The organism is Pleomorphomonas carboxyditropha (assembly GCF_002770725.1).
GTDB classification, from domain to species: Bacteria; Pseudomonadota; Alphaproteobacteria; order Rhizobiales; family Pleomorphomonadaceae; genus Pleomorphomonas; species Pleomorphomonas carboxyditropha.
The window spans coordinates 508,033-527,431 of the sequence record NZ_NQVN01000002.1; the positions used below are offsets into that span (position 1 = coordinate 508,033).

Sequence of the window (19,399 nt, forward strand, 5' to 3'; positions counted from 1 at the left end):
CTCACACTTGCCGCGACCATTTCATGGTTAATTCCCCGATGACGGCCGCCACGAGAATGATCGCGATGATGCCCGCGCCGATGGCGAGCGTGGTGGGGTCGACGCCCTGGCCGCGCAGTTGCGAGTAGAGGCGGACCGGAAAGGTCATCCAGCGGCCGCCGGCGATCAGCGCCGACACGATGACGTCGTTGAACGAGACGAGGAGCGAGAAGGCCACCGAGGTCAGCAGGCCCGGCAGGGCGAGCGGGATGACGACGCGCCGCGCCACGTCGAACGGCCGGGCGCCCAGGCTGACCGCCGCGGCTTCGAGCGCCGGGTCGATGCGCTCGAACGTGGCGTGCATGATGCGCACGGCGTAGGGCAGGGTGATCACCGTATGGGCGAGCACCAGGCCGGTCAGCGTGCCGGTGAGGCTCAGCGCCGAGTAGATCTGCATCAGGGCGATCGCCCAGACGATCAGCGGCAGCACCAGCGGGGCCAGCAGGACGGCCTCGATGATCCTGGCGCCGCGCGGCCGGTGCCGCACCAGAACATAGGCGGCGAGCGAGCCGGCGACGACCGCGATGGCCGCCGCGAGCAGCGCCACCAGCGAGGAGATGCCGAGCGCGCTGCGGTATTCGCGGCTGGCGGTCGCCGCCTCGAACCAGCGCAGCGACAGCCGCTGCGGCGGAAAGCGGAAGAAGCTGCCGTCGTCGAACGAGGCGAGGATCAGCACGGCGATCGGCGCCAGCAGCATGACATAGGCAAGCAGCGTCCACAGCGCGTGGAGACCGCGCGCAAGACGGGCGGGCATGGTTTGGGGGGTGGTCATTGGCGCGCCTCCCGACGGCGGGCGAAGCGGCTGCCGACGGTGATGGCGGCCTGCAGGAGGCCGATCATGGCGAGCGCCACCATGGCCAGCGCCGAGGCGAACGGCCAGTCGAGCACCTGGCCGGCCTGCTGGTAGGCGACGGTGCCGAAGGTGGCGATGTGGCCCTGTCCGAGGATCTGCGGCGTGACGAAGGAGGTGAAGGTGGCGCAGAACACCAGCACCGAACCGGCGACGACGCCGGGCATGGCCAGCGGCAGGATCACGCGGCGCCAGACGGCCGCCGCCGGGGCGCCGAGCGAGGCGGCCGCCTGTTCGAGATCGTTCGGCAGGCGGGCGAGCGTGTTGACGAGCGGCAGCACCATCAGCGGCAGGAAGGACTGGACGAGGCCGATCAGGATGCCGGCCGGCGTGCCGAGCAGCTTCACCGTCGGCAAGCCCATGAGGCGGGAGGCGCCGTTGACCACGCCGAGCGGCCCCATCAGGTGCAGCATGCCGAGCGAGGGCAGCAGGGCGCCGGATACCAGCGGCACCAGCATCAGCGCCAGCAGGATGCCCTTGAAGCGGCCGGCGCGGACGACGATGAAGCGGGCGACCGGCAGGGCGACCACCAGCGAAACGGCCGTCGTGACGACGCTGTAGGCCAGTGTCCGCAGCAGCACTTCGACAAAGAACGGATCGGCGAACAGGCGGATGTAATTGTCGAGCGACAGTCCGTCCGCCAGCAGCAGCGATCCCTCGGCCTGGGTGCGGAAGGACGTGCTCGCCAGCCACAGGAAGGGGGCGAGGAACACCACGGCCGAAAGGGCGAGCGCCGGCAGCAGGAGCAGGATCGATGGCGGCATCGGCTACGACAACCTCGGATGAAAAAAGACCGGCGCACGGGGGAGACATCGCGCGCCGGAAAGTGCCCCGGCCGGGGACGCCCGGACTGCGGTTCGGGCAGGGGAGCGAGCGCCGCAGTCGCGGGCGTGGCCATCAGGTTCGCAGCGGTGCCTTCCGGGCACGCCGCGACATGGCTCACTGGCCGAGGATTTCCTTGTTCCAGCGCTGGGTCCAGTCGGAGCGCTGCGAGATCACGTAGGGCCAGTCGAGCTGCAGCAGACCCTTGACCTCGTCGGGCGTGTCGATGACGTCGGCCGACACCTCGGGCGACAGCTTGACGTTCTTGTTGGTCGGGCCGAAGTAGAGCTGCTCGGCATAGTCCGTCTGGTTCTTGACGCCGAGAGCCAGCGCCACGAACTTCTTGGCGAGTTCCGGTTCCGGCGAATTCTTGACCAGGCACAGCATGTCGCGCACCAGCACCGGGCCGGGCTCCTTCGGGAAGGAGAAGCCGATATCCGGGTGGGTCTTCAGCGCGGCGAGCACGTAGCCGGAGATCATCGGCGCCATGGCCACCTCGCCGGCGTCCATCATGGCGAAGATTTCGTCGAGGTTGGTGTAGGTCATGGCGATCGGCGTCAGCTCCTTGAGCTTGCCGAAGGCGGCATCCGGATCGTGCTCGTCCTTGCCGGCGAGGCGGGCGGCGACGCCGAGCACGCCGTCGCCTTCCGAGCCGGGATAGCTCGACAGGGCGATCTTGCCCTTGAACTCCGGCTTCCACATGTCGGCCCACTCGGGCGGCGTCGAAACCAGCTTCTTGTTGTAGGCGATGCCGAGGCCGACCAGGGACATGGCGTAGCAGCCGTTGTTCATGCCGTCCCAGACGTCCTTGAAATAGGGCGCCTCCGGATCGGGCGCCTCGACCATGCCGTCCTTCAGCGCCTGCGGCGCCTCGTAGATGTTGACGAAGGCGACATCCATCGTCGGGTTGGCCTTCTCGGCGTAGATGCGCGCCATGCGGTCGCCGGAGCCGCCCAGCACGAACTCGACCTTGGCTCCGGTCTCCTTCTCCAGCGGCTCGGCGGCGTTCTGGCGCAAGAGGCGCTCGATGTCGCCGCCCCACGTGCCGACCACCAGGGTCTTGCCCTTGAAGTCCTGGGCGAAGGCGGGCAGACCCGCCGTCACGAGCATGGTGGCCGCAAGACCGGCCGCGGCGGCCCTCGAAAGTCTGTTGTCCGACATGTTGGTTGTTCCCCGATGTTTGGCTTGGACGGACACCGATTGAAGCGGATTTTCCGCTCGGAGAAAGGTCTTTGCAGCTAATAATGATTATCAGGTGGGCAATATGGAGGCCGCCTGTTTTTTCGGCGACTGTATGGCTTGATGTTCGGGCAGCTCCTGGGAGACGCGCCGGACCAGTGATCTGAGCCAGCGGTTGAAGGGCGAATGGTGGGCGCGCTCATGCCAGAGCAGATAGAATTTCATGACGCCGAGTTCCGGCGGCGCATCCACCAGCGCAAACGGCATGTTGGCGGCCATTTCCTCGGCGAAGGGCCGGCTGGAGGTGAACACCAGGCCGGCCGAAGCGGCGAGCACCCACGGCACCAGGGTGAATTCCGGAACCGTCATCGAGATGCGGCGCTTGCGGTCGAGCTGGGCGAGGCGCCCGTCCACCGGGCTGATCGCCGCCGACGCGGTCGGCGTGGGCGACAGGTGCTCGAGCGCCAGATATTCCTCGAGGCTGAGGCCGCTCCGCTCCGCCAGCGGATGGTCGCGGCGCATCACCAGCACCATGTCGGCGTCGAGCAGCGGCGCGATCCTGAGATTCTCGCGCGGCGCCGGCCAGTTGCCGATGGTCAGGTCGACGGTTCCGGCCTCCATCTCCCCGAAGATGTCGCGCTCGTCCGGGATGGCGCTGAAATCCACCTGCATGGCCGGCGCTTCCCGGCGCAGGGCGGCGGCGATCCGCGGCAGGAAGAAGGTGCCGAGACAGTTTGCCGCCTGGATGCGCAGGCTGCGCGCGTCGGTGGACGGCTCGAATGTCTCTGCGTTGAGCACCATGCCGTCAATTTCAGCAAGGATGTCCGCCACCCGCCGGCCGATCTCCGCCCCGCGTTCCGTCGGCACCAGATGGGCGCCGGAGCGGACCAGAAGGGGATCTCCCAGGATTTCCCTGAGCCGCTTCAAGGCCAGGCTGACCGCCGGCTGGCTCTGACCGAGGCGGACGGCGGTCCGGGAAACCGAGCATTCCTCGATCAGAATCAGGAAGATGCGCATCAGGCGCACGTCAAGTCCATGTTCGATCGGGCGAAGCATCGGCCCCATACACCTCAGGTTTGCAATGTAACCGCCGAAAACTTCGGCGATGCCGTCAAAGCAGATTCCGTGCCGCCGCCCGGCGCACCCTTGCCTTAACGAGGAAACACACATGGCCCTTCTGATCCGAAACGGACGCATCTTCTCGAACGATGCGCCCGGTACTGAATTCGATGGCGGCGACATCTTGGTGGTCGGCGACCGCATCGCCGCCATCGGCGCCGATCTTTCGGCCGAGGCGGCGCGCCATGCCGATATCGAGGTGATCGACGCCGGGCGCTCCCTCGTCCTGCCCGGCTTCATCGACGCCCACATGCACTCGAACGAAGGCTTCGAGATGGGGCGCTACGACAACCTGCCGCTGGAGATCTGGCTGTCGGAGGTCTACCCGCCGTTCGGCGCCCCGACGCTCTCCTGGCGCGAGCACTATCTGAGGGCGATGCTGGTCGGCATCGTCTCCCTCCGGTCGGGCGTGACGTCTTTGCAGGACGACGTCATCAACATGGCCTTCACGCCCGACGCGGTGGACGCCACGGCGACCGCCTATCGCGATCTCGGCCTCAAGGGCTGGATCACCGCCTCCATGTGGGACGAGGGCTTTCTCGACAGCCTGCCGCCGTTCACCGCCGGTCTTGTAGATGCCGACCTGCGCGAGCGTCTCGGCAGGCTGACGACGCCGGGACGCGCCGAGCAGATCGCGCTTTTCCGTGAATTGCGCCGGCGCTGGCACGACAAAGACGGCATGCGCATCATCCTCGGCCCCTGCGGACCGCAGCGCTGCTCGCCGGAACTGCTCGAAGAGGTCGGCGAACTGTCGCGCACGCTCGACCTGCCGATCCACTGCCACGTCCTGGAAACCAAGACGCAGGCGGTCACCGGCGAGACCAAGTACGGCATGACGCTGCCGGCCTTCCTCGACAAGGTCGGCTGCATGACCCACCGCCTCACCATGAACCATGCCATCTGGCTGACCGACGCCGACATGGAGATGATGGGGTCCGCCGGAGCCTCGACCACCCACAATCCGCTGGCCAACCTCAAGCTCGGCTCGGGCGTTTCGCCGATCCGCAAGCTCAAGCAGGCCGGCGTCAACGTCGCCCTCGGCTGCGACGGCGTCGCCTCGGCCGACAGCGCCGACATCTTCCAGGCGATCAAGGTGGCGGCCGGGCTGCATAAGATCGGCAGCCACGATTTCCACACCTGGGTCTCGGCCCACGAGGTCTACGACATGGCCACCCGCGCCGCCGCCCGGTCCAGCCTGATGCAGCACGAGGTCGGCTCGCTCGAAGCCGGCAAGAAGGCCGACATCATCCTGCTCGACCGCTACGATTGGGGCTTCCTGCCGCTGCACGACATCCGCAACCAGATCGCCTTCTCGGTGAATTCCGAGGCGGTCAAGACGGTGATCGCCGATGGTCGTGTCGTGATGGCCGATCGCAAGCTGACGCGCGTCGACGAGGCCGCGCTGCGCGAGGAGATCTCCGAAACGGCCGAGCGGTTCAGGCGCGACCATTGTCCGGCGATGAGCGCCGGCGCGGCGACGGTCCGGCCGGCGCTCGAAGCGATGCACTTCAAGGCGACGGCGATGAGCGTGCCGGCGGGCCACCTGCCGCTCCGCTTCCCGCCTGCCGTTGCCAAGGCGGCCGGCTACCCGGTCGATTGAGCGAACAAGGCGGGACGCGAGCTTCGGCCGAACGAGGATGGCGGGCGTGGCGATGGAGCTCGCCACGCCCTTTCCGTCAGGCCCGAACGGCCAGGCCGAAGCGCACGGCCGCCGCCCGGAGGCAGTCCTCGAAGGCGGCGAGGTCTGACCAGAGACGCGCCGGCTCAACCTGCCGCCGCACCAGGATGCCGCCCATCGTCTCGATGCCGCCGTCGAGCATCAGGTTGTCGACCATGCCGTGATCCTCGACCATCATGCCATCCGGACCGCGGGTGGCGCCGTCGGCCGCCCTGGCGATGGCGCCATGGTAATAGTCGTCCCGAAGCCGCTCGAAATAGGGGCGCACCGTGTTGGTGTAGCCATAGGCGGCCCGGCCGAGCGCGCACATGAATCCGAGCTCGTAGGCCGTGCCGATGTCGGCCGAGATGCCGCGGAACGGCGTCAGGTTGGCGACGATCACATCCGAGGCCCGCATCGCCTTCTCGTTGGCGAGGCTGATGCGGTGACCGAATTCGAAGGGCGACAACCCGGCCGGATTGAGCTCGTCCTCGGCGATGCCGTTGGGCAGGAAGCCGTAGGCGAGGGCGAGATCGTTCTTGGCGGCGATGATCGCCGCGCCGTCGGCGAGGAACACCTCCGGCCCGGCGAGATAGGCGCGCGGCCGGCTCATGCCAGCCTCCCGTCGGCCAGCGCCTTCAGGATCCATTGCTTGTACTTCTGGTCCTTGTCCTTGATCTCGGGAACGACCTTCGACGCCTCGGACATGAAGAACAGGTAGTCGCGGCCCATCTCCTGGCCGCGCCGGGTATGCATGTCGAGCGCCACGTCGGGGATTTCCGGCAGGGTGTCGCCGAGTTCGATCGAGCGCTTCGCCCAGTTGACCATGTCGTCGGAGGTGCGGTCCTTCTCGCTCTTGGTCAGAACGCGGATGGCGTGGGCGGCGAACAGGAAACGATCGCCGGCCGGGCGCGGATAGCGCTTGTGCTGCTGGTAAAGCGTCTCGACGAGGATGGGCGCGTTGGGATTGCCGAGGCCGATGTCCTCCACCGCCATCACGCACAGGCGGGACCACATCATCTCCTCCATTTCCGGGCTGGTGATGAACATTTCCCAGCCGAGCAGCAGCACGTTGTCGGTCATGCCGCGCCGCGTGCATTTCTGCAGGGCGGAAATGACCTCGTCGGCGAAGAAGCCGTGCTCGGTGGTAGTGCGCTGCCAGGGATCGGGGGGCTGCTGAACCTTGACCATCATGTTGTCCTTTCACTGTCTTGATGCGGGAGGTCGAAACCGCCCGCGGCTCGATCCAGCGCCCGTTGTGTCAAAGCGGTGTCCGGATGATCTGATGCCGCGCCGGGCTTAAGTCCAGCGGCGGAGAACGCGGCGCTCGGCGGCGAGCGCCAGGCCGAAACAGGCCACCGAGGTGATGGTGGCGATCAGCGAGGTGGCCAGCGCCCGTTCGGTGTCGAATTCGCCGGCCGCCTTGCGGAACATGTAGCCGAGGCCGTCGGTGCCCATCAGGAACTCGGCGACGACGGCGGCGAGCACGGCCTCCGGCGCCGTCAGGCGGAAGGCCAGCATCAGGTTGGGGATCGACGACGGCAGCACGAGGCGCAGGAAGCGCTGGCGCCGCGAGCCGCCGAACACCCGGAACAGGTCGTCGCTGCCGGGCGGCAGCGCCCTGAGGCCGGCGCCGACATAGACGAAGGCCGGGAAGAAGCAGATCAGGGCGACGATGGCGATCACCGTCCGGACGTCGTAACCGAGCATTCGCGCGATGATCGGGATCAGCGTCACGACCGGGATCGACGTGAAGATCAGGCCGAGCGGCGTCAGGAGGCCGTTCAGGATGCGCGACGACCAACTGAGCACCGCCAGCCCCCCTCCCAGCGCGAAGCCGAGCAGCAGGCCGGCGAGGGCGACGGCGAAGGTGCGGCCGGCCGGCTCGGCGTAGCTCAGCGGATCGCCGGCGAAATCCTTCAGGACGGCCAGCGGCCCCGGCAGGACGATCGACGACAGGCCGGCCGCCGAGACCCAGATCTGCCAGCCGGCGACGACCAGCGCCACGGCCCAGTAGCGCCGTACCACGTGAGAGACCGAGGCGAGGGCGGCGGAACTCATCGCATGCGCTCCTGCACCAGACGCTCGAACAGGCTGAACAGGGCGAACATAGACAGCGAGGCGACGGCGGTGATCAGCACGGCGCTCCATAACAGCGGGATCTGGAAGTTCTGCATGGCCGAGACGATCAACAGGCCAAGGCCGCGCGAGGCGCCGAACCACTCGCCGATGATGGCGCCGATGAAGGCGATCGGCACCGACAGCTTCATCGCCGAGGCGATGGCCGGCAGGGCGGACGGCAGGTCGAGCCGCAGCGCGGTGGAAAGCCGGCTCGCGCCCAGCACGGCGAACAGGTCGCGATGGGAAGCGCCGGCCGTCGCCAGACCCGAGGTCGCCGCGACGTAGAAGATATAGCCGACGCCAAGCCCCGAGATGATCGGCGGCGTCGCGTCGGCGCTGGCCAGCACGATCAGCAGCGGCGCCAGCGCGATCGACGGGATGGCGTGGATCACCGCCACCAGCCGGTCGAGGCCGGGCCGGACCGGGGCGATCAGGTGGCTGGCGAGCGCCAGGACCAGCCCGCCGACGCCACCGCAAACGTAGCCGATGGCGACCGACGTGAAGCTGGCGGCGGCGGCCCGGCCGAACAGCGGCAGCCTGGCCGGCGTCGACAGGAAGGCGAGCACCGTGGACAGCGGCGGCCAGGTGAGGCCGGCAAGGCGATAGGTGCCGATCACCTCCCAGGCGGCCAGAAACAGCGAGACGCCGATCAGGCCCAGCACGAAGGACTGGCTGCGGGCGGAGGTCATGCGTGGGCGCCCTCCGGTTCCAGCGCTTCGGTCAATTGGTCGACCAGATCGTGGAACGCCGGCTCGCGCATCACCGAGGGCGCGCGCGGGCGGGCGAAGGGAGCCGGCAGGTCGAGGATGACGCGGCCCGGCCGGCCACTCATCACCACCACGCGGTCGGCCAGGAACAGCGCTTCGTCCACCGAATGGGTGACCAGCAGCGTCGTAATGCGGTGGCGGCTCCAGATGCGCTGCAACTCGACGTTCATCTGCCGGCGCGTCACCGCGTCGAGGGCGCCGAACGGCTCGTCGAGCAGCAGCACCTCCGGCTCCAGCACCAGGGCGCGGGCGATGGACGCTCTCTGGCGCATGCCGCCCGACAGTTGCCTGGGCCGCGCCTTCTCGAAGCCGGTGAGACCGACGAGGGCGATCAGGTCCCTGACGCGGGCGCCGTCGACCGGCCGCCCGGCCAGGTGGAACGGCAGGGCGACGTTGGCTTCGATGTCGAGCCATGGCAGCAGGGCGTGATCCTGGAAGGCGACGCCGAGCCGGTGGCTTTGGCAAAGCTCGGCCGGCGCCCGGCCCTCGATGGTGACGCGCCCGGCCGTCGCCGCTTCCAGCGCCGCGACGAGGCGCAGGATGGTGCTCTTGCCGCAGCCCGACGGGCCGAGCAGCGCCACGAATTCGCCGGAGGCGATCGAGAGGTCGATATCGGTCAGCGCCGTCAGCTCCCGTCCGTCGCCGAGGCGGAAGGTCTTGCTGACGCGATCGATGCGGATGGCGGGCTTTTCGGGCATGGAATCCTGTGACCTGCGAACACCCGCCGCCGACCCCGATACAGGGCCGGCGGCGGCCGTGCCGACGGGACGTGGTGTCAACTGGCGGCGAGCGCCTCTTCGAGCGGGCCGAGATCGATCAGATCCTTGGCCGGCGGCACATCCTTATGGCCCGACAGGCGGGCGACCTCGGCCATCGGGCCGTCGACCAGGGCGGGATCGAACCAGAACAGCTTGTCCGAACCGGCGGCCTTGGTCAGCGGGATCTGCAATTCGTTCTGGCGGATCTGCTGGTCGAGATCGAGCCCGAGGTCGGCGCCGAACTTGTTGACCGCCAGCTCGGCCGCCACTTTCGGATCCTTGGCGTTTTCCTGCCAGCCCTTGATGTAGGCCTTGAAGTAGCTGACGATGGCGGCGCGGTTTTCCTTGACGAACGACTTGTGGGCCACCAGCACGCCGCCGGGCGCCTTGTAGCCGAGGCTGTCCTGCAAGGTGACGAAGAAGTCCTTGCCTTCGGTAAGCCCCATCTTCTCGAGGGTGATCGGCTGGTTGGTGGCGAAGCAGAAATAGGCGTCGCCGTCGCCGGCCAGCAGCGGCTCCGGCGAGAAGCCGGTCGGCACCATGGTGTATTCGAGCGGCAGTCCGGCGTTGCGCAGGATGATCTCGACGATCGTCTTGTTGGCGGGCGTCTGGCCGAGAATGCGGGCGCCGACCAGGTCCTTGGGCTCGCGCACCGGCTTCTTGGCAAGCGACAGCAGGGCGGCCGGGCTGGTAGGGAAGGCCGAGGCGAGGATGACGAGATCGCTGTTCTTCCCGTAGGCGTCGATGAACGGCAGCCAGTCGCTGGCGGCGAATTGCGCCTTGCCCGATTCCAGGACCACCAGCGGATCGGGGGCGTTCGGCCCGCCCGGGCTGTAGCTGAAGTCGATCCCCTCGGCCGCGTAATAGCCTTGCTCCAGGGCGATCCAGACACCGGCGTGCTCGACATTGGGCACCCAGCCCATGGCAAGCTTGAGCGGCGTGGCGGCGAAGGCCAGCGAGGCCGGCAGCACCGTTGCCAGGCCGGCGGCCGCGGAGGCGCGCAGCAGTTGGCGGCGGCTCAACATCGGCGAAAAAATGGGATCGGCGGGCATCGAGGCGGCATCCTTTCCTGAATTGGCAGACTGGCGGCAGCGCGAGGTTTGTATTTTTTGTTACATCGGAGGCTAGCATATGTTACTACACTTCCAAGCACGATGAAAAGGCAAGCATGCCGCAATTTCAGTCAAATCCCTCGGGGCGCCTGCCGGACAGCACGATTGTCGCCCGGCGCATCGCCGAGAAATACGCTGACATGACCGGCGCCGTGCGGCGGTTCGCCGATCTGGTGAAGGCCGAGCCGCTGAAGGTGGCGCGCATGAGCATCCACGAGGCCGTGGTGGGCGCCGACGTCTCGGTCGCCACCGCCAATCGCTTCGCCCATCTCATCGGCTTTTCCGGCTATGCCGAGTTCCGCGCCGAGCTCATCCGGGGCTTCGAGAAGCTGTTCGAGCCGGTCGACGCGATGAAGCGGCACCGGGCCGAAGCGGGCAGCGCCTTCGAGGTGCTTGAAGCCTCGCTCCGGGAGGACATCGCCAACATCGAGGCGACGCTGCGGTCGCTCGATCCGGAGACCACCGAGCGGGCCGTCGAGATGATCGCCCGCGCCGAAAAGGTGTTCGTCCTCGGCTTCGAAAACGCCGCCCAGCTCGCCGGCATGCTCGCCTGCGGGCTGGAGATGACCGGCGTGCCGACGCGCAGCCCCGAGAACGGCGGCGGCATGGTCGGCGTGGCGCGCCAGCTGTTCAAGTTCGGACCGAACGACCTTCTGATTCCCATCGCCTTCTCGCTCTACATGCGCGACACCATCATCATGACGCGCTATGCGAGGCGGGCCGGCATCCCGATCCTGGCCATCACCGATTTCCTCGATTCGCCGCTGGTGCCGCTCGCCGACCGCACGCTGTTCGTCACGGCCTTTCATTCCATGCACCCGCCCTCCGACACGGCGATCCTGGCGCTCATCGAGGCCCTGATCGCCGCCGTGGCGCGTCAGCGCCCCGGCGCGCCCGAGGTGGCGGAGAAATTCGCGAGCTTCGCCTATCCCTGGATGCGCAGCACCGGTCCGGACTGGTCGCCGGAGGAATAGCGGCCGGTCTCGTCAGGCTCGACCGATTTCCTGGGCGTGCACGACGATGTCCGGCCCATCCACCAGGATCACGTTGTAGGCCGGCGTATCGAAGCCGACGGCGAAGTCCTTGGCGCCGAACAGCGGCGCGGTCTGGTGGTTGGTGCCGCGTCCGGTGCTGAAGGCGATGCCGTTCCAGGTGCCCGAGCACAGGCGGTGCACATGGCCGGCAAAGATGTGGCGGACATTGCCGTGGCGGCGGAGAACGTCGGCAAAGGCCCGGGGATCGGCGAGCTTCACGCCGTCGAGCGGCGGCATGCCGATGTCGAACGGCGGATGGTGCATGAAGACCAGCGCCGAAGCCGGCGCTTCGGCAAGACGGTTATCGAGCCAGGCGAGACGATGTTCGCAGAGCCGCCCTGCAACGGCACCTTCATCGAGCGTGTCGAGGAACAAAAGCCGGTGGTTGCCGACATCCGTTGCCGATTGGACGAAGCCGTCTTCGGCCGGTGCATCCGGGAATACGGCGGAGAAAGCGGCGCGGCCGTCATGGTTGCCGAGCAGCAGGCGGGAGGGCGGAACCAGCGGCCCGATCGTCTCGGCGAGCAACCGGTAGGAAGCGGCCGAGCCGTCGTCGGAGAGATCGCCGGTGATCGCCACCAGATCGGCATCGGCGTGGTAGCGGTTGATGTCGGCGATTGCCGCTTCAAGGTTTGCCGCGGGATCGAGCCCGCAGACCAGTTCGCCACGCCGGCGCAGATGCGGATCGGTGACCTGGATCAGTTTCACGCCTGTCTCCTCAAGGGCTGCGCCGACGGGCGCCGGCGATCAGCTCGTTGAGCGGCCCGGCAATTTGCGGCGCCGCCGCCAGCACCGGTCCTCCGGCGAGAAGCGAACGTCCCCTGCCGGGGAAATCGGCGGTGAAGCCGCCGGCCTCGCGGACGATCAGCAATCCGGCGAGGCAGTCCCAAGCGTTGATATGCGGCTCGTAATAGGCGGCGAGCCGGCCGGCCGCCACCTCGGCGATCGACAGCGCGCCGGAGCCGGACCGGACGAACATGCCGCCCTTGGTCAGCAGAGCTTCCAGCACGGACGCCACATCGACAGCGGCGATGCGATGGCTGGCGCCGAGCCCGACCAAGCCGGTTTCGAGGCTGGTTTGCCGGTCGACCTGGATTGGCTTGCCGTTGAGACGGGCGCCTTCGCCCGCAACGGCTTCGTAGAGCTCGCTGCTGACCGGCGCCAGGATCAGGCCGAAACGCGTCTGCCTCTCGGCATCCGACAGCGCGATGGAGATGCACCAGCTCGCGAGGCCGTGGACAAAGCAACTGGTGCCGTCGATCGGATCGACGATCCAGCGCCAGCCGGAATGGCCCTCGGCAAGGCCGCTTTCCTCGCCGAGGAAGCCGTCGCCGGGAAAGGCGGCGGCAATGCCCGTTCGGATCAGCGCCTCGACATCCCGGTCGGCGGCGGAGACGACGTCCTGGCCGTTGAGCTTGGCGTCGATCCCGAGGTGCGCGCGGTCGGCAAAGTGAGAAAGCGCCAGGCGGCCCGCTTCATTTATCAGCGCGCGGGCGAGGTCGAGACGAAGGCGGACGTCGTCGGCGAGAGTCATGGGAGAGGCGCTCCGTCGTCCAGCGGGCGGAAAGTGTCGCGTATCATCAACCGGGCGGCGATGCGCAGGCTGACCGGCGCGGCAAGCGGATCGGCGGCCCTGTCTTCGAGGAGCGCCACCGCCCGTTCGGCCATTTCCAGCGGGTCCTGCCGGAAGGTGGTGAGGCGGTAGCCGAGCCAGGCGGCTTCCGGCAAGTCGTCGAAGCCGACCACTGCCACGTCCGCCGGGACGCCGAGGCCGAGCCGGCTCTTCAGGTGATCGATCAGCGCGAAGGCGACGAGGTCGTTGACGGCGAACACGGCGGTCGGCCGCTCTTCCTCCGCGAACAGGCGCTCGGCCGCCAGAAGCCCGCCGGCATAGTCGGTGTCGGGGCCGCGCGCCACCGCCGCCGCGATGCCGAGGCGGGCGGCTTCGTCGACGAAAGCCCGTTCGCGCTCGACGATGGCCGGCGTGCCGCTCTGCGAGCCGGCGAAGGCGAGGCGGCGATGGCCGGCGGCGACGAAGGCGGCGGCGATGCGACGGGCGGCGCCGGCGTTGTCGGTCTGCACGCGGTCGATTTCCGGCGCCTCGCGGCCGATGGCGACCAGCGGCAGGCCGTTCGACCGGGCGAGCTCGATGAAGGACGACGGCGGCGATCCCGACAGCACGATCACCGCCTCGGCCCGATGGCCGAACAGCGTCCGCTGCGCCGCTTCGGTTTCCTCGGCCGTCTCGCCGGCGTTGATCAGCACCGGCACCGAGCCGCGACGGATCAGCACGGCGGCCAGCGCGGCGGTCAGATGGGCGCGGAAGCCGACTTCCGGCTTGGTGGCGACCAGGCCGACGATGCGGCTGCGATTGGCGAGCAGGCCGCGCGCCAGGTCGTTGACCTGATAGCCGAGGCGGGCGGCGGCCGTCATGATCTTCTCGCGCGTGTCCGGCGCCACCGAGGCGCCGGGCGTGAAGGCGCGGGAGACCGCCGATCGCGACACGCCGGCCAGTTCGGCGACGTCGCGGGCGCTCACGAAACGCGGGGCGGATTGCGGTTTGCCGTTGATATCGCCGGTCATGAGAAAAGCCTACTGTCCCACCTTGGCGAGCACATCGGCGCGCAGGAACTTTTCCACCACCAGCATGAAGGCGATCGACGGAACGAGCAGCAGCAGCGCGGTGATCGAGGCGATCTGGTAGTTGCCGCCGGCGCCGGCGGAATAGAGCAGCAGCGGCAGCGTCGTCACGTCGGGCGCGCCGACGAAATAGCTGCCGGTGAATTCGTCGAGCGATTCCAGGAAGACGAAGATGGCGCTGGCCATCAGGCCGGGCGCGGCGAGCGGCAGCGTCACGTCGGCGAAGGCCTTGAGGCCGGAGGCGCCGAGGTTGCGGGCGGCGAGCTCGAGATCGCGGTCGACGGCCGAGAAGGCGGCGGCGGCGATCCAGACGGCGTAGACGAGGCCGTGCGTCACATGCACCAGCACGACGCCGAGAACGGTGCCGTTGAGGCCGATTTCGTAGAACAGGCGGGCGATGTTGACGTAGACCGGCAGGTTGGGAAAGGCCTGCGGCAGCAGGAAGGCAAGGAGGATCAAGTTTCTGAGCGGCAGCTTCAACCGGGCGAGCGCATAGCCGGCGGGAATGGCGAGCGCCAGCGAACCCGCCACGGTGAAGACCGCGATGCTGATCGAGGCGACGAGCGACTGCACGGCGTTGCCGCGCGGCGCGAACACCCGGCCCCAGTAGCTGAAGCCGTAATCGATCGGCAGCGCATGCGGGAAGTACCAGCGCTCGGCCACGGTCCAGATCAAAAGGTTCAGAAGCGGGCCGAAGATGACGAAGGCGAGCGCGCCGAGCACGGCGGCGCGCGGCAGCCACCAAAGAAGGTTCCGAACGAACCCGAGGTCGCGCGGTGCGGCAAGGGAAGCGGTCGGCGCACTCATCGGCCCTGCCTCATGTTGACGCGGAGATAGAACCAGGCGGCGACGGCGCTGATCGCCAGCGAGATCAGGCCGAGCGCGTTGGCGACGCCGTAGTCGCGATAGGTGCTCAGGCGGAAGGCGATGTCGGCGGTGATCATGGTCGGCGCCTGGGCGTTGATCATCAGCGGCACCGACAGCACGCCCATCATGGTGACGAAGGACAGGACGAGGCCGACCAGCAGCGTGGTCGTCACCTGCGGCACGACGATCTCGACGAGGATGCGAAGGCGCGAGGCGCCGAGGTTGCGGGCCGCCTCGATGGTGCCGCGGTCGAGCGAGGCCATGGCGCCGGATACCATCAGGGCCACGAAAGGCGTCTGCTTCCAGACGAAAGCCACCACCACGCCGCGCCAGTCGAGGTAGCTGGTGGCGGTCAGCGGATCGAGTAGGCCGAACGCCACCAGCGTCGAATTGAGAAGGCCGCTCTTGGCGAGGAAGGTGCGCAGCACCTGTCCGACGACGATGAACGGAATGAACATCGGCCAGCGGTAGAGCCAGCGCAGGATGGCGACGGCGGCGCGGTTTTCGCCCAGCGTCAGATAGCCGCCGATGGCGATGGCGAGCAGGCCGGTCAGGACCGTCGAGAGGCCGACGATCACCGCCGTGAAGACGATGTCCTGGGTATAGAAATCATAGGCCTTGGTGAAGTTGCCGAGGCCGTAGGCTCCCTCCACCTCGAAGGCGCCGATCACCGAAGCGGTGAGCGGCACCATGAAGAGAAGCAGGATGACGATCAGCGCCGGCGAGACCAGCAGCGGGCCGAGAAGACGTGCCATCGGCATATCCGGAAAAGGCAGGGAGGACGGGACCGCCCGCTAGGAATAAGGGCGGGCGGTCCCTGATGCATTGGCCGATCAGTTGGCGACCTTGGCCTCGTAGGCCTCGAGGATCGCCGTGTTGTACGGGGCGAGCGGGAAGGGCTTGCCCTTGTCGGCGAGGTCGGCCGGCGTGATGTCGACGAACAGCTTGTTCCAGGTGGCGTCGTCGAGCTCGGCCTTGACCTGGTCGGCGTCGATGCCCGGATACCAGTTGAACTTCTTGACGATGCCCTCGGCCTGCACCTTCGGCGAGGTGGCCAGCTCGACGAACTTCTCGGCCAGTTCCTTGTTCGGCGCCTTGGCCGGGACGACGTAGTGCATCGGCTGACCCGGCATGCCGGGGGCCGGCAGCACCAGCTTCAGGTCGGGCGGCAGGCGGCCGTCGGCCTGCCAGGAGTAGAACATGTCGACCCACACCGGTCCGAGGGCGATCTCGCCGCGCGACAGCAGGTCGAGCGTGCCGGCATTGCCCGGCGTCAGGGTGGCCGACTTGGTGAACTCCTTGAGGCTGTCGAGCGCGCCGTCCCACTTGGCTTCCTCGGCCTGATCGAACGGGCCGTACATCAGCTTCTGGGCATCGCTGCCGGAGAAGGCGTAGACCCAGCCCATCACGAAGCTGACGCCCGAGGCGCCGCCCTTGATGCCGTTGTAGCCGAACTGGCCGGGATGGGCCTTCGCCCAGTCGGCGAGCTCGGCATAGCTCTTGGGCGGGTTGGGAACCAGGGCCGGATTGTAGGCGAGGGCCGTCTGGCTGTTGAACATCGGCATGACGTAGCCCTTGACGTCGGTGCCCAGGGCGTTGTCGGCGTTGGCGCGGGTCACCAGCTTGCCGGTGGCGATCTTGTCGCGGTAGGCCTCGAGATAGCCGGCCTCGACCATCGGACCGGCGAACTTCTCGTGCACCACGGCGACGTCGGTGTCCCAGGTGGCGGCGCCGGCCTTGGCCTGGGCGTCGAAGCGCTCGAGGATCTTCTGCGAGCCGGCGTCGCCCGGGCCGGTGCCGACGGCGCGGACGGTGTTGCCCGGGTTCTGCTGTTCGAACAACGGGCCGAGGTAGTCGTTGATGTAGTCGACCATGTTCTGGTCGCCGGCGGTGATCACGGTCAGCTCGGCGGCGCCGGCCGGCGAGGCAATGACGGCAAGCGCCATCGTGGAATTGAGCAGCAACTTTTTCATGACGCGTCTCCCATTTCGGTCGTCGGATTCTGGTTGTCAGGCGGTCAGTCGTTCCCGAGCCGGCGAATTTTCGTCGGCTGCGGATGGCGATGCGCCGGCCGGCCCATCGGCCGGCGCGGCAAACAGGAACAGGCCGCTCGCCGGCACCCGGACGAGCACGTCGCTGCCGGGCGGCAGGGCCTCGGGGCAGTCGACGAGCACCGAGCCGTCGCCGATGCGGACGGTGTGGCGCCACTCGCCGCCGGGATAGACGACGGCCTCGACGCGACCGATCAGTTCGATGGCGCCGCCGTCCGCGGCCGATTGCACGTCGAGGCGCCTGAGCTCCAGCCGCTCGGAGCGGAAGCGTGCTTCGAGCCGGCCGCTCGGCGGCGCCGGCCGGTCGAGCATGAGGCCGGCCGCCCGGTTGAGCGGCCCGGCGGCGATGTCGACGCGATGGCCGGAGCAGGCGGCGTCGAGGGGGACGACGTTCTCGGCGCCCATGAAGGCGGCGACGAAGGCCGATGCCGGCCGGGTGTAGATCGCCTCGGGCGTGCCGAGCTGGGCGATGCGGCCCTTGTCGAGGATGACGATGCGGTCGGCCATCACCATGGCCTCCTCGCGGTCGTGGGTGACGTGAATGGTGGTGATGCCGAGCCGCTGCTGCAGGGCGCGGATCTCGTGGCGCACCGTCAGGCGGATGCGGGCGTCGAGGTTGGACAGCGGCTCGTCGAGCAGCAGGATGTCGGGATCGACCGCCAAGGCCCGCCCGAGCGCCACGCGCTGGCGCTGGCCGCCGGACAGTTCCGACGGCTTGCGGCCGCCGAGCCCGCCGAGGCCAAGCAGCGCTTCCATCTCGGCGACGCGGGCGGCGATCGCCTCGCGCCGCCAGCCCTTAAGGCGCAGGCCGTAGCCGATGTTGCGCGCCGCCGTCATGTGCGGCCAGAGGGCGTAGGACTGGAACACCATGGCCATGCCGCGCTTGTCCGGCGGCAGGCGGGTGACGTCGCGGCCGCCGACGCGGATGCTGCCGGCGCTCGGCAGGGCGAAGCCGGCGATGGTCCGCAGCAGCGTCGTCTTGCCGCAGCCCGACGCACCGAGCAGCGCCACGAACTCGCCCTTGCCGATCATCAGGTCGATGCCTTCGAGCACTCGCGTCCGGCCGTAGCCGGCGTCGATGTCCTTGAGGCTGAGGTAGGCGTCGTCACTCATAGTTTATGCGTTGCACAGCTGTGCAAACGTCCCCGCAACCGATCCCGTCGTTGTCTCTTCCGATAGACGGTGATCGTTACAGGCCGATGACAGGCAAAGGGCGGCGCCCGACGCCATTCGGGCGGAACCTTGATTGCGACAGCCGGTTATCCCACCATATCGCCGCCAATGCCGGAGCGGCCGGGCGCTGTTGCCCGCGTCCATGCATCCGGTCTGTCAGGAGATTTCCCATGCTCGTCGAAGGCAAGTGGACCGCGGAGTGGAAACCGGTTCAAAAGACCGACGAGAAGGGCGGTTTCGTCCGTCCGGTATCGAGCTTTCGCAACTGGGTGACGCCGGACGGCGCGGCGGGTCCCACCGGCGCGGCCGGCTTTGCGGCCGAGGCCGGCCGCTATCACCTCTACATAGCGCTGATCTGTCCCTGGGCGTCGCGCACGCTGATCACCCGCAGGCTGAAGGGCCTCGAGGACGTCATTTCGCTGTCGATCGTCGAGCCGGCGATGTCGGATGAGGGCTGGCGCTTCGGCGATTATCCCGGTTCGATCCCCGACACGGTCAACGGCGCCACCTATCTCCATGAGATCTATACGAGGGCCGATCCGCTTTTCACCGGCCGCGCCACGGTGCCGGTGCTGTGGGACAAGCAGCGCGGCACCATCGTCAACAATGAATCGGCCGACATCATCAGGATGTTCAACGCCGGCTTCGGCGATCTGGCGAAATCGGATCTCGACCTTTACCCGGCCGATCTTGCGGCCGAGATCGACGCGCTCAACGACCGCATCTATCCACGCCTCAACAACGGCGTCTACCGGGCCGGCTTTGCCACCACCCAGGTCGCCTACGAGGAGGCGTTCGCCGACGTGTTCGCCATGCTCGACGAACTGGAGGGCCGGCTCGCCGACGGCCGAACCTTCCTGCACGGCGAGCGCTTCACCGAAACCGACGTCCGCCTGTTCGTCACGCTGATCCGCTTCGACGCCGCCTATCACGGCCTCTTCAAGTGCAACCTCCGCCGCATCGCCGATTATCCCGGCCTCACCGGCTATCTGAAGCGCGTCCTCGCCTTTCCGGGCATTCGCGAAACGGTCAGCATCGACCACATCAAGCACGGCTACTATTCGATGAAGGCCCTCAACCCGCAGCGCATCGTGCCGCTCGGCCCCGATCTCGGCGACCTCGGCCTCTCCGACTGAGCTTTCCAGCTTCCAACGGGCTTTTCCTTTCGGACCGCCGGCCCTCGCGAAAGCGAGGGCCGCTTTGTCGGTAT

The 19,399-nt window shown here is 68.0% G+C and carries 20 protein-coding genes; 3 read left to right on the forward strand and 17 right to left on the reverse strand.

The window, feature by feature from the left end; all coding sequences use genetic code 11:
* Nucleotide 1: 1 nt before the first annotated feature.
* From CJ014_RS06780 to CJ014_RS06795, 4 genes are all read right to left on the reverse strand, one after another.
* Entirely contained in the window at nucleotides 2–811 is an 810-nt protein-coding gene (locus CJ014_RS06780; protein ID WP_100079764.1) for an ABC transporter permease, read from the reverse strand.
* Nucleotides 808–1,653, reverse strand: a complete 846-nt coding sequence (locus CJ014_RS06785; RefSeq protein ID WP_100079765.1) for an ABC transporter permease — start codon at nucleotides 1,651–1,653, stop codon at nucleotides 808–810. The genes CJ014_RS06780 and CJ014_RS06785 overlap by 4 nt, the downstream gene beginning before the upstream one ends.
* A gap of 175 nt (nucleotides 1,654–1,828) precedes the next feature.
* Entirely contained in the window at nucleotides 1,829–2,872 is a 1,044-nt protein-coding gene (locus CJ014_RS06790; protein WP_100079766.1) for an extracellular solute-binding protein, read from the reverse strand.
* Between the two features lie 90 nt (nucleotides 2,873–2,962).
* Nucleotides 2,963–3,946 (reverse strand): LysR family transcriptional regulator, encoded by a 984-nt coding sequence (locus tag CJ014_RS06795; protein WP_245427148.1) that lies wholly within the window; start codon nucleotides 3,944–3,946, stop codon nucleotides 2,963–2,965.
* A gap of 112 nt (nucleotides 3,947–4,058) precedes the next feature.
* Between CJ014_RS06795 and CJ014_RS06800 the strand changes: the two genes are divergently transcribed.
* Entirely contained in the window at nucleotides 4,059–5,609 is a 1,551-nt protein-coding gene (locus CJ014_RS06800; RefSeq protein ID WP_100079767.1) for an amidohydrolase family protein, read from the forward strand.
* 76 nt (nucleotides 5,610–5,685) lie between these two features.
* On the opposite strand, the gene CJ014_RS06805 is transcribed toward CJ014_RS06800, so the two are convergent.
* From CJ014_RS06805 to CJ014_RS06830, 6 genes are all read right to left on the reverse strand, one after another.
* Nucleotides 5,686–6,279: a nucleoside 2-deoxyribosyltransferase gene (locus tag CJ014_RS06805; RefSeq protein ID WP_100079768.1), complete on the reverse strand. Its 594-nt coding sequence runs from the start codon at nucleotides 6,277–6,279 to the stop codon at nucleotides 5,686–5,688.
* Nucleotides 6,276–6,860 carry an AAA family ATPase gene (locus CJ014_RS06810; protein ID WP_100079769.1) on the reverse strand — a complete coding sequence of 195 codons (585 nt, stop codon included), beginning with the start codon at nucleotides 6,858–6,860 and terminating at the stop codon, nucleotides 6,276–6,278. Before CJ014_RS06810 ends, CJ014_RS06805 begins: the two co-directional genes overlap by 4 nt.
* 105 nt (nucleotides 6,861–6,965) lie before the next feature.
* Entirely contained in the window at nucleotides 6,966–7,727 is a 762-nt protein-coding gene (locus CJ014_RS06815) for an ABC transporter permease (protein ID WP_100079770.1), read from the reverse strand.
* Nucleotides 7,724–8,476, reverse strand: a complete 753-nt coding sequence (locus CJ014_RS06820) for an ABC transporter permease (RefSeq protein ID WP_100079771.1) — start codon at nucleotides 8,474–8,476, stop codon at nucleotides 7,724–7,726. Before CJ014_RS06820 ends, CJ014_RS06815 begins: the two co-directional genes overlap by 4 nt.
* Nucleotides 8,473–9,252 (reverse strand): ABC transporter ATP-binding protein, encoded by a 780-nt coding sequence (locus CJ014_RS06825; protein ID WP_100079772.1) that lies wholly within the window; start codon nucleotides 9,250–9,252, stop codon nucleotides 8,473–8,475. The genes CJ014_RS06820 and CJ014_RS06825 overlap by 4 nt, the downstream gene beginning before the upstream one ends.
* Before the next feature lie 77 nt (nucleotides 9,253–9,329).
* Nucleotides 9,330–10,364 carry an ABC transporter substrate-binding protein gene (locus CJ014_RS06830; protein ID WP_100079773.1) on the reverse strand — a complete coding sequence of 345 codons (1,035 nt, stop codon included), beginning with the start codon at nucleotides 10,362–10,364 and terminating at the stop codon, nucleotides 9,330–9,332.
* 116 nt (nucleotides 10,365–10,480) lie between these two features.
* Between CJ014_RS06830 and CJ014_RS06835 the strand changes: the two genes are divergently transcribed.
* Complete coding sequence (locus tag CJ014_RS06835) at nucleotides 10,481–11,398, forward strand: MurR/RpiR family transcriptional regulator (RefSeq protein WP_100079774.1); 918 nt, start codon at nucleotides 10,481–10,483, stop codon at nucleotides 11,396–11,398.
* A 12-nt stretch (nucleotides 11,399–11,410) separates the two neighbouring features.
* Here the strand turns inward: CJ014_RS06835 and CJ014_RS06840 are convergent, their stop codons facing one another.
* From CJ014_RS06840 to CJ014_RS06870, 7 genes are all read right to left on the reverse strand, one after another.
* Nucleotides 11,411–12,166, reverse strand: a complete 756-nt coding sequence (locus tag CJ014_RS06840; RefSeq protein WP_100079775.1) for a phosphodiesterase — start codon at nucleotides 12,164–12,166, stop codon at nucleotides 11,411–11,413.
* A 10-nt stretch (nucleotides 12,167–12,176) separates the two neighbouring features.
* Nucleotides 12,177–12,992 carry an inositol monophosphatase family protein gene (locus tag CJ014_RS06845; protein WP_100079776.1) on the reverse strand — a complete coding sequence of 272 codons (816 nt, stop codon included), beginning with the start codon at nucleotides 12,990–12,992 and terminating at the stop codon, nucleotides 12,177–12,179.
* Nucleotides 12,989–14,041 (reverse strand): LacI family DNA-binding transcriptional regulator, encoded by a 1,053-nt coding sequence (locus CJ014_RS06850; RefSeq protein ID WP_100079777.1) that lies wholly within the window; start codon nucleotides 14,039–14,041, stop codon nucleotides 12,989–12,991. The genes CJ014_RS06845 and CJ014_RS06850 overlap by 4 nt, the downstream gene beginning before the upstream one ends.
* Nucleotides 14,042–14,050: 9 nt before the next feature.
* Nucleotides 14,051–14,905, reverse strand: a complete 855-nt coding sequence (locus tag CJ014_RS06855) for an ABC transporter permease (protein ID WP_100079778.1) — start codon at nucleotides 14,903–14,905, stop codon at nucleotides 14,051–14,053.
* On the reverse strand, nucleotides 14,902–15,720 hold the full coding sequence (locus CJ014_RS06860; RefSeq protein ID WP_100079779.1) for an ABC transporter permease: 819 nt from the start codon (nucleotides 15,718–15,720) through the stop codon (nucleotides 14,902–14,904). The genes CJ014_RS06855 and CJ014_RS06860 overlap by 4 nt, the downstream gene beginning before the upstream one ends.
* Before the next feature lie 78 nt (nucleotides 15,721–15,798).
* The gene (locus tag CJ014_RS06865) at nucleotides 15,799–16,938 is read right to left on the reverse strand and encodes an ABC transporter substrate-binding protein (RefSeq protein ID WP_207765686.1); all 1,140 of its coding nucleotides are present in this window, start codon (nucleotides 16,936–16,938) and stop codon (nucleotides 15,799–15,801) included.
* A gap of 36 nt (nucleotides 16,939–16,974) precedes the next feature.
* Nucleotides 16,975–18,129, reverse strand: coding sequence for an ABC transporter ATP-binding protein (locus CJ014_RS06870; protein WP_100079780.1), 1,155 nt, complete (start codon nucleotides 18,127–18,129; stop codon nucleotides 16,975–16,977).
* A gap of 230 nt (nucleotides 18,130–18,359) precedes the next feature.
* Here CJ014_RS06870 and CJ014_RS06875 point away from each other — a divergent pair, with 230 nt between their 5' ends.
* Nucleotides 18,360–19,325 carry a glutathione S-transferase family protein gene (locus CJ014_RS06875; RefSeq protein WP_100079781.1) on the forward strand — a complete coding sequence of 322 codons (966 nt, stop codon included), beginning with the start codon at nucleotides 18,360–18,362 and terminating at the stop codon, nucleotides 19,323–19,325.
* Nucleotides 19,326–19,399: the final 74 nt, after the last annotated feature.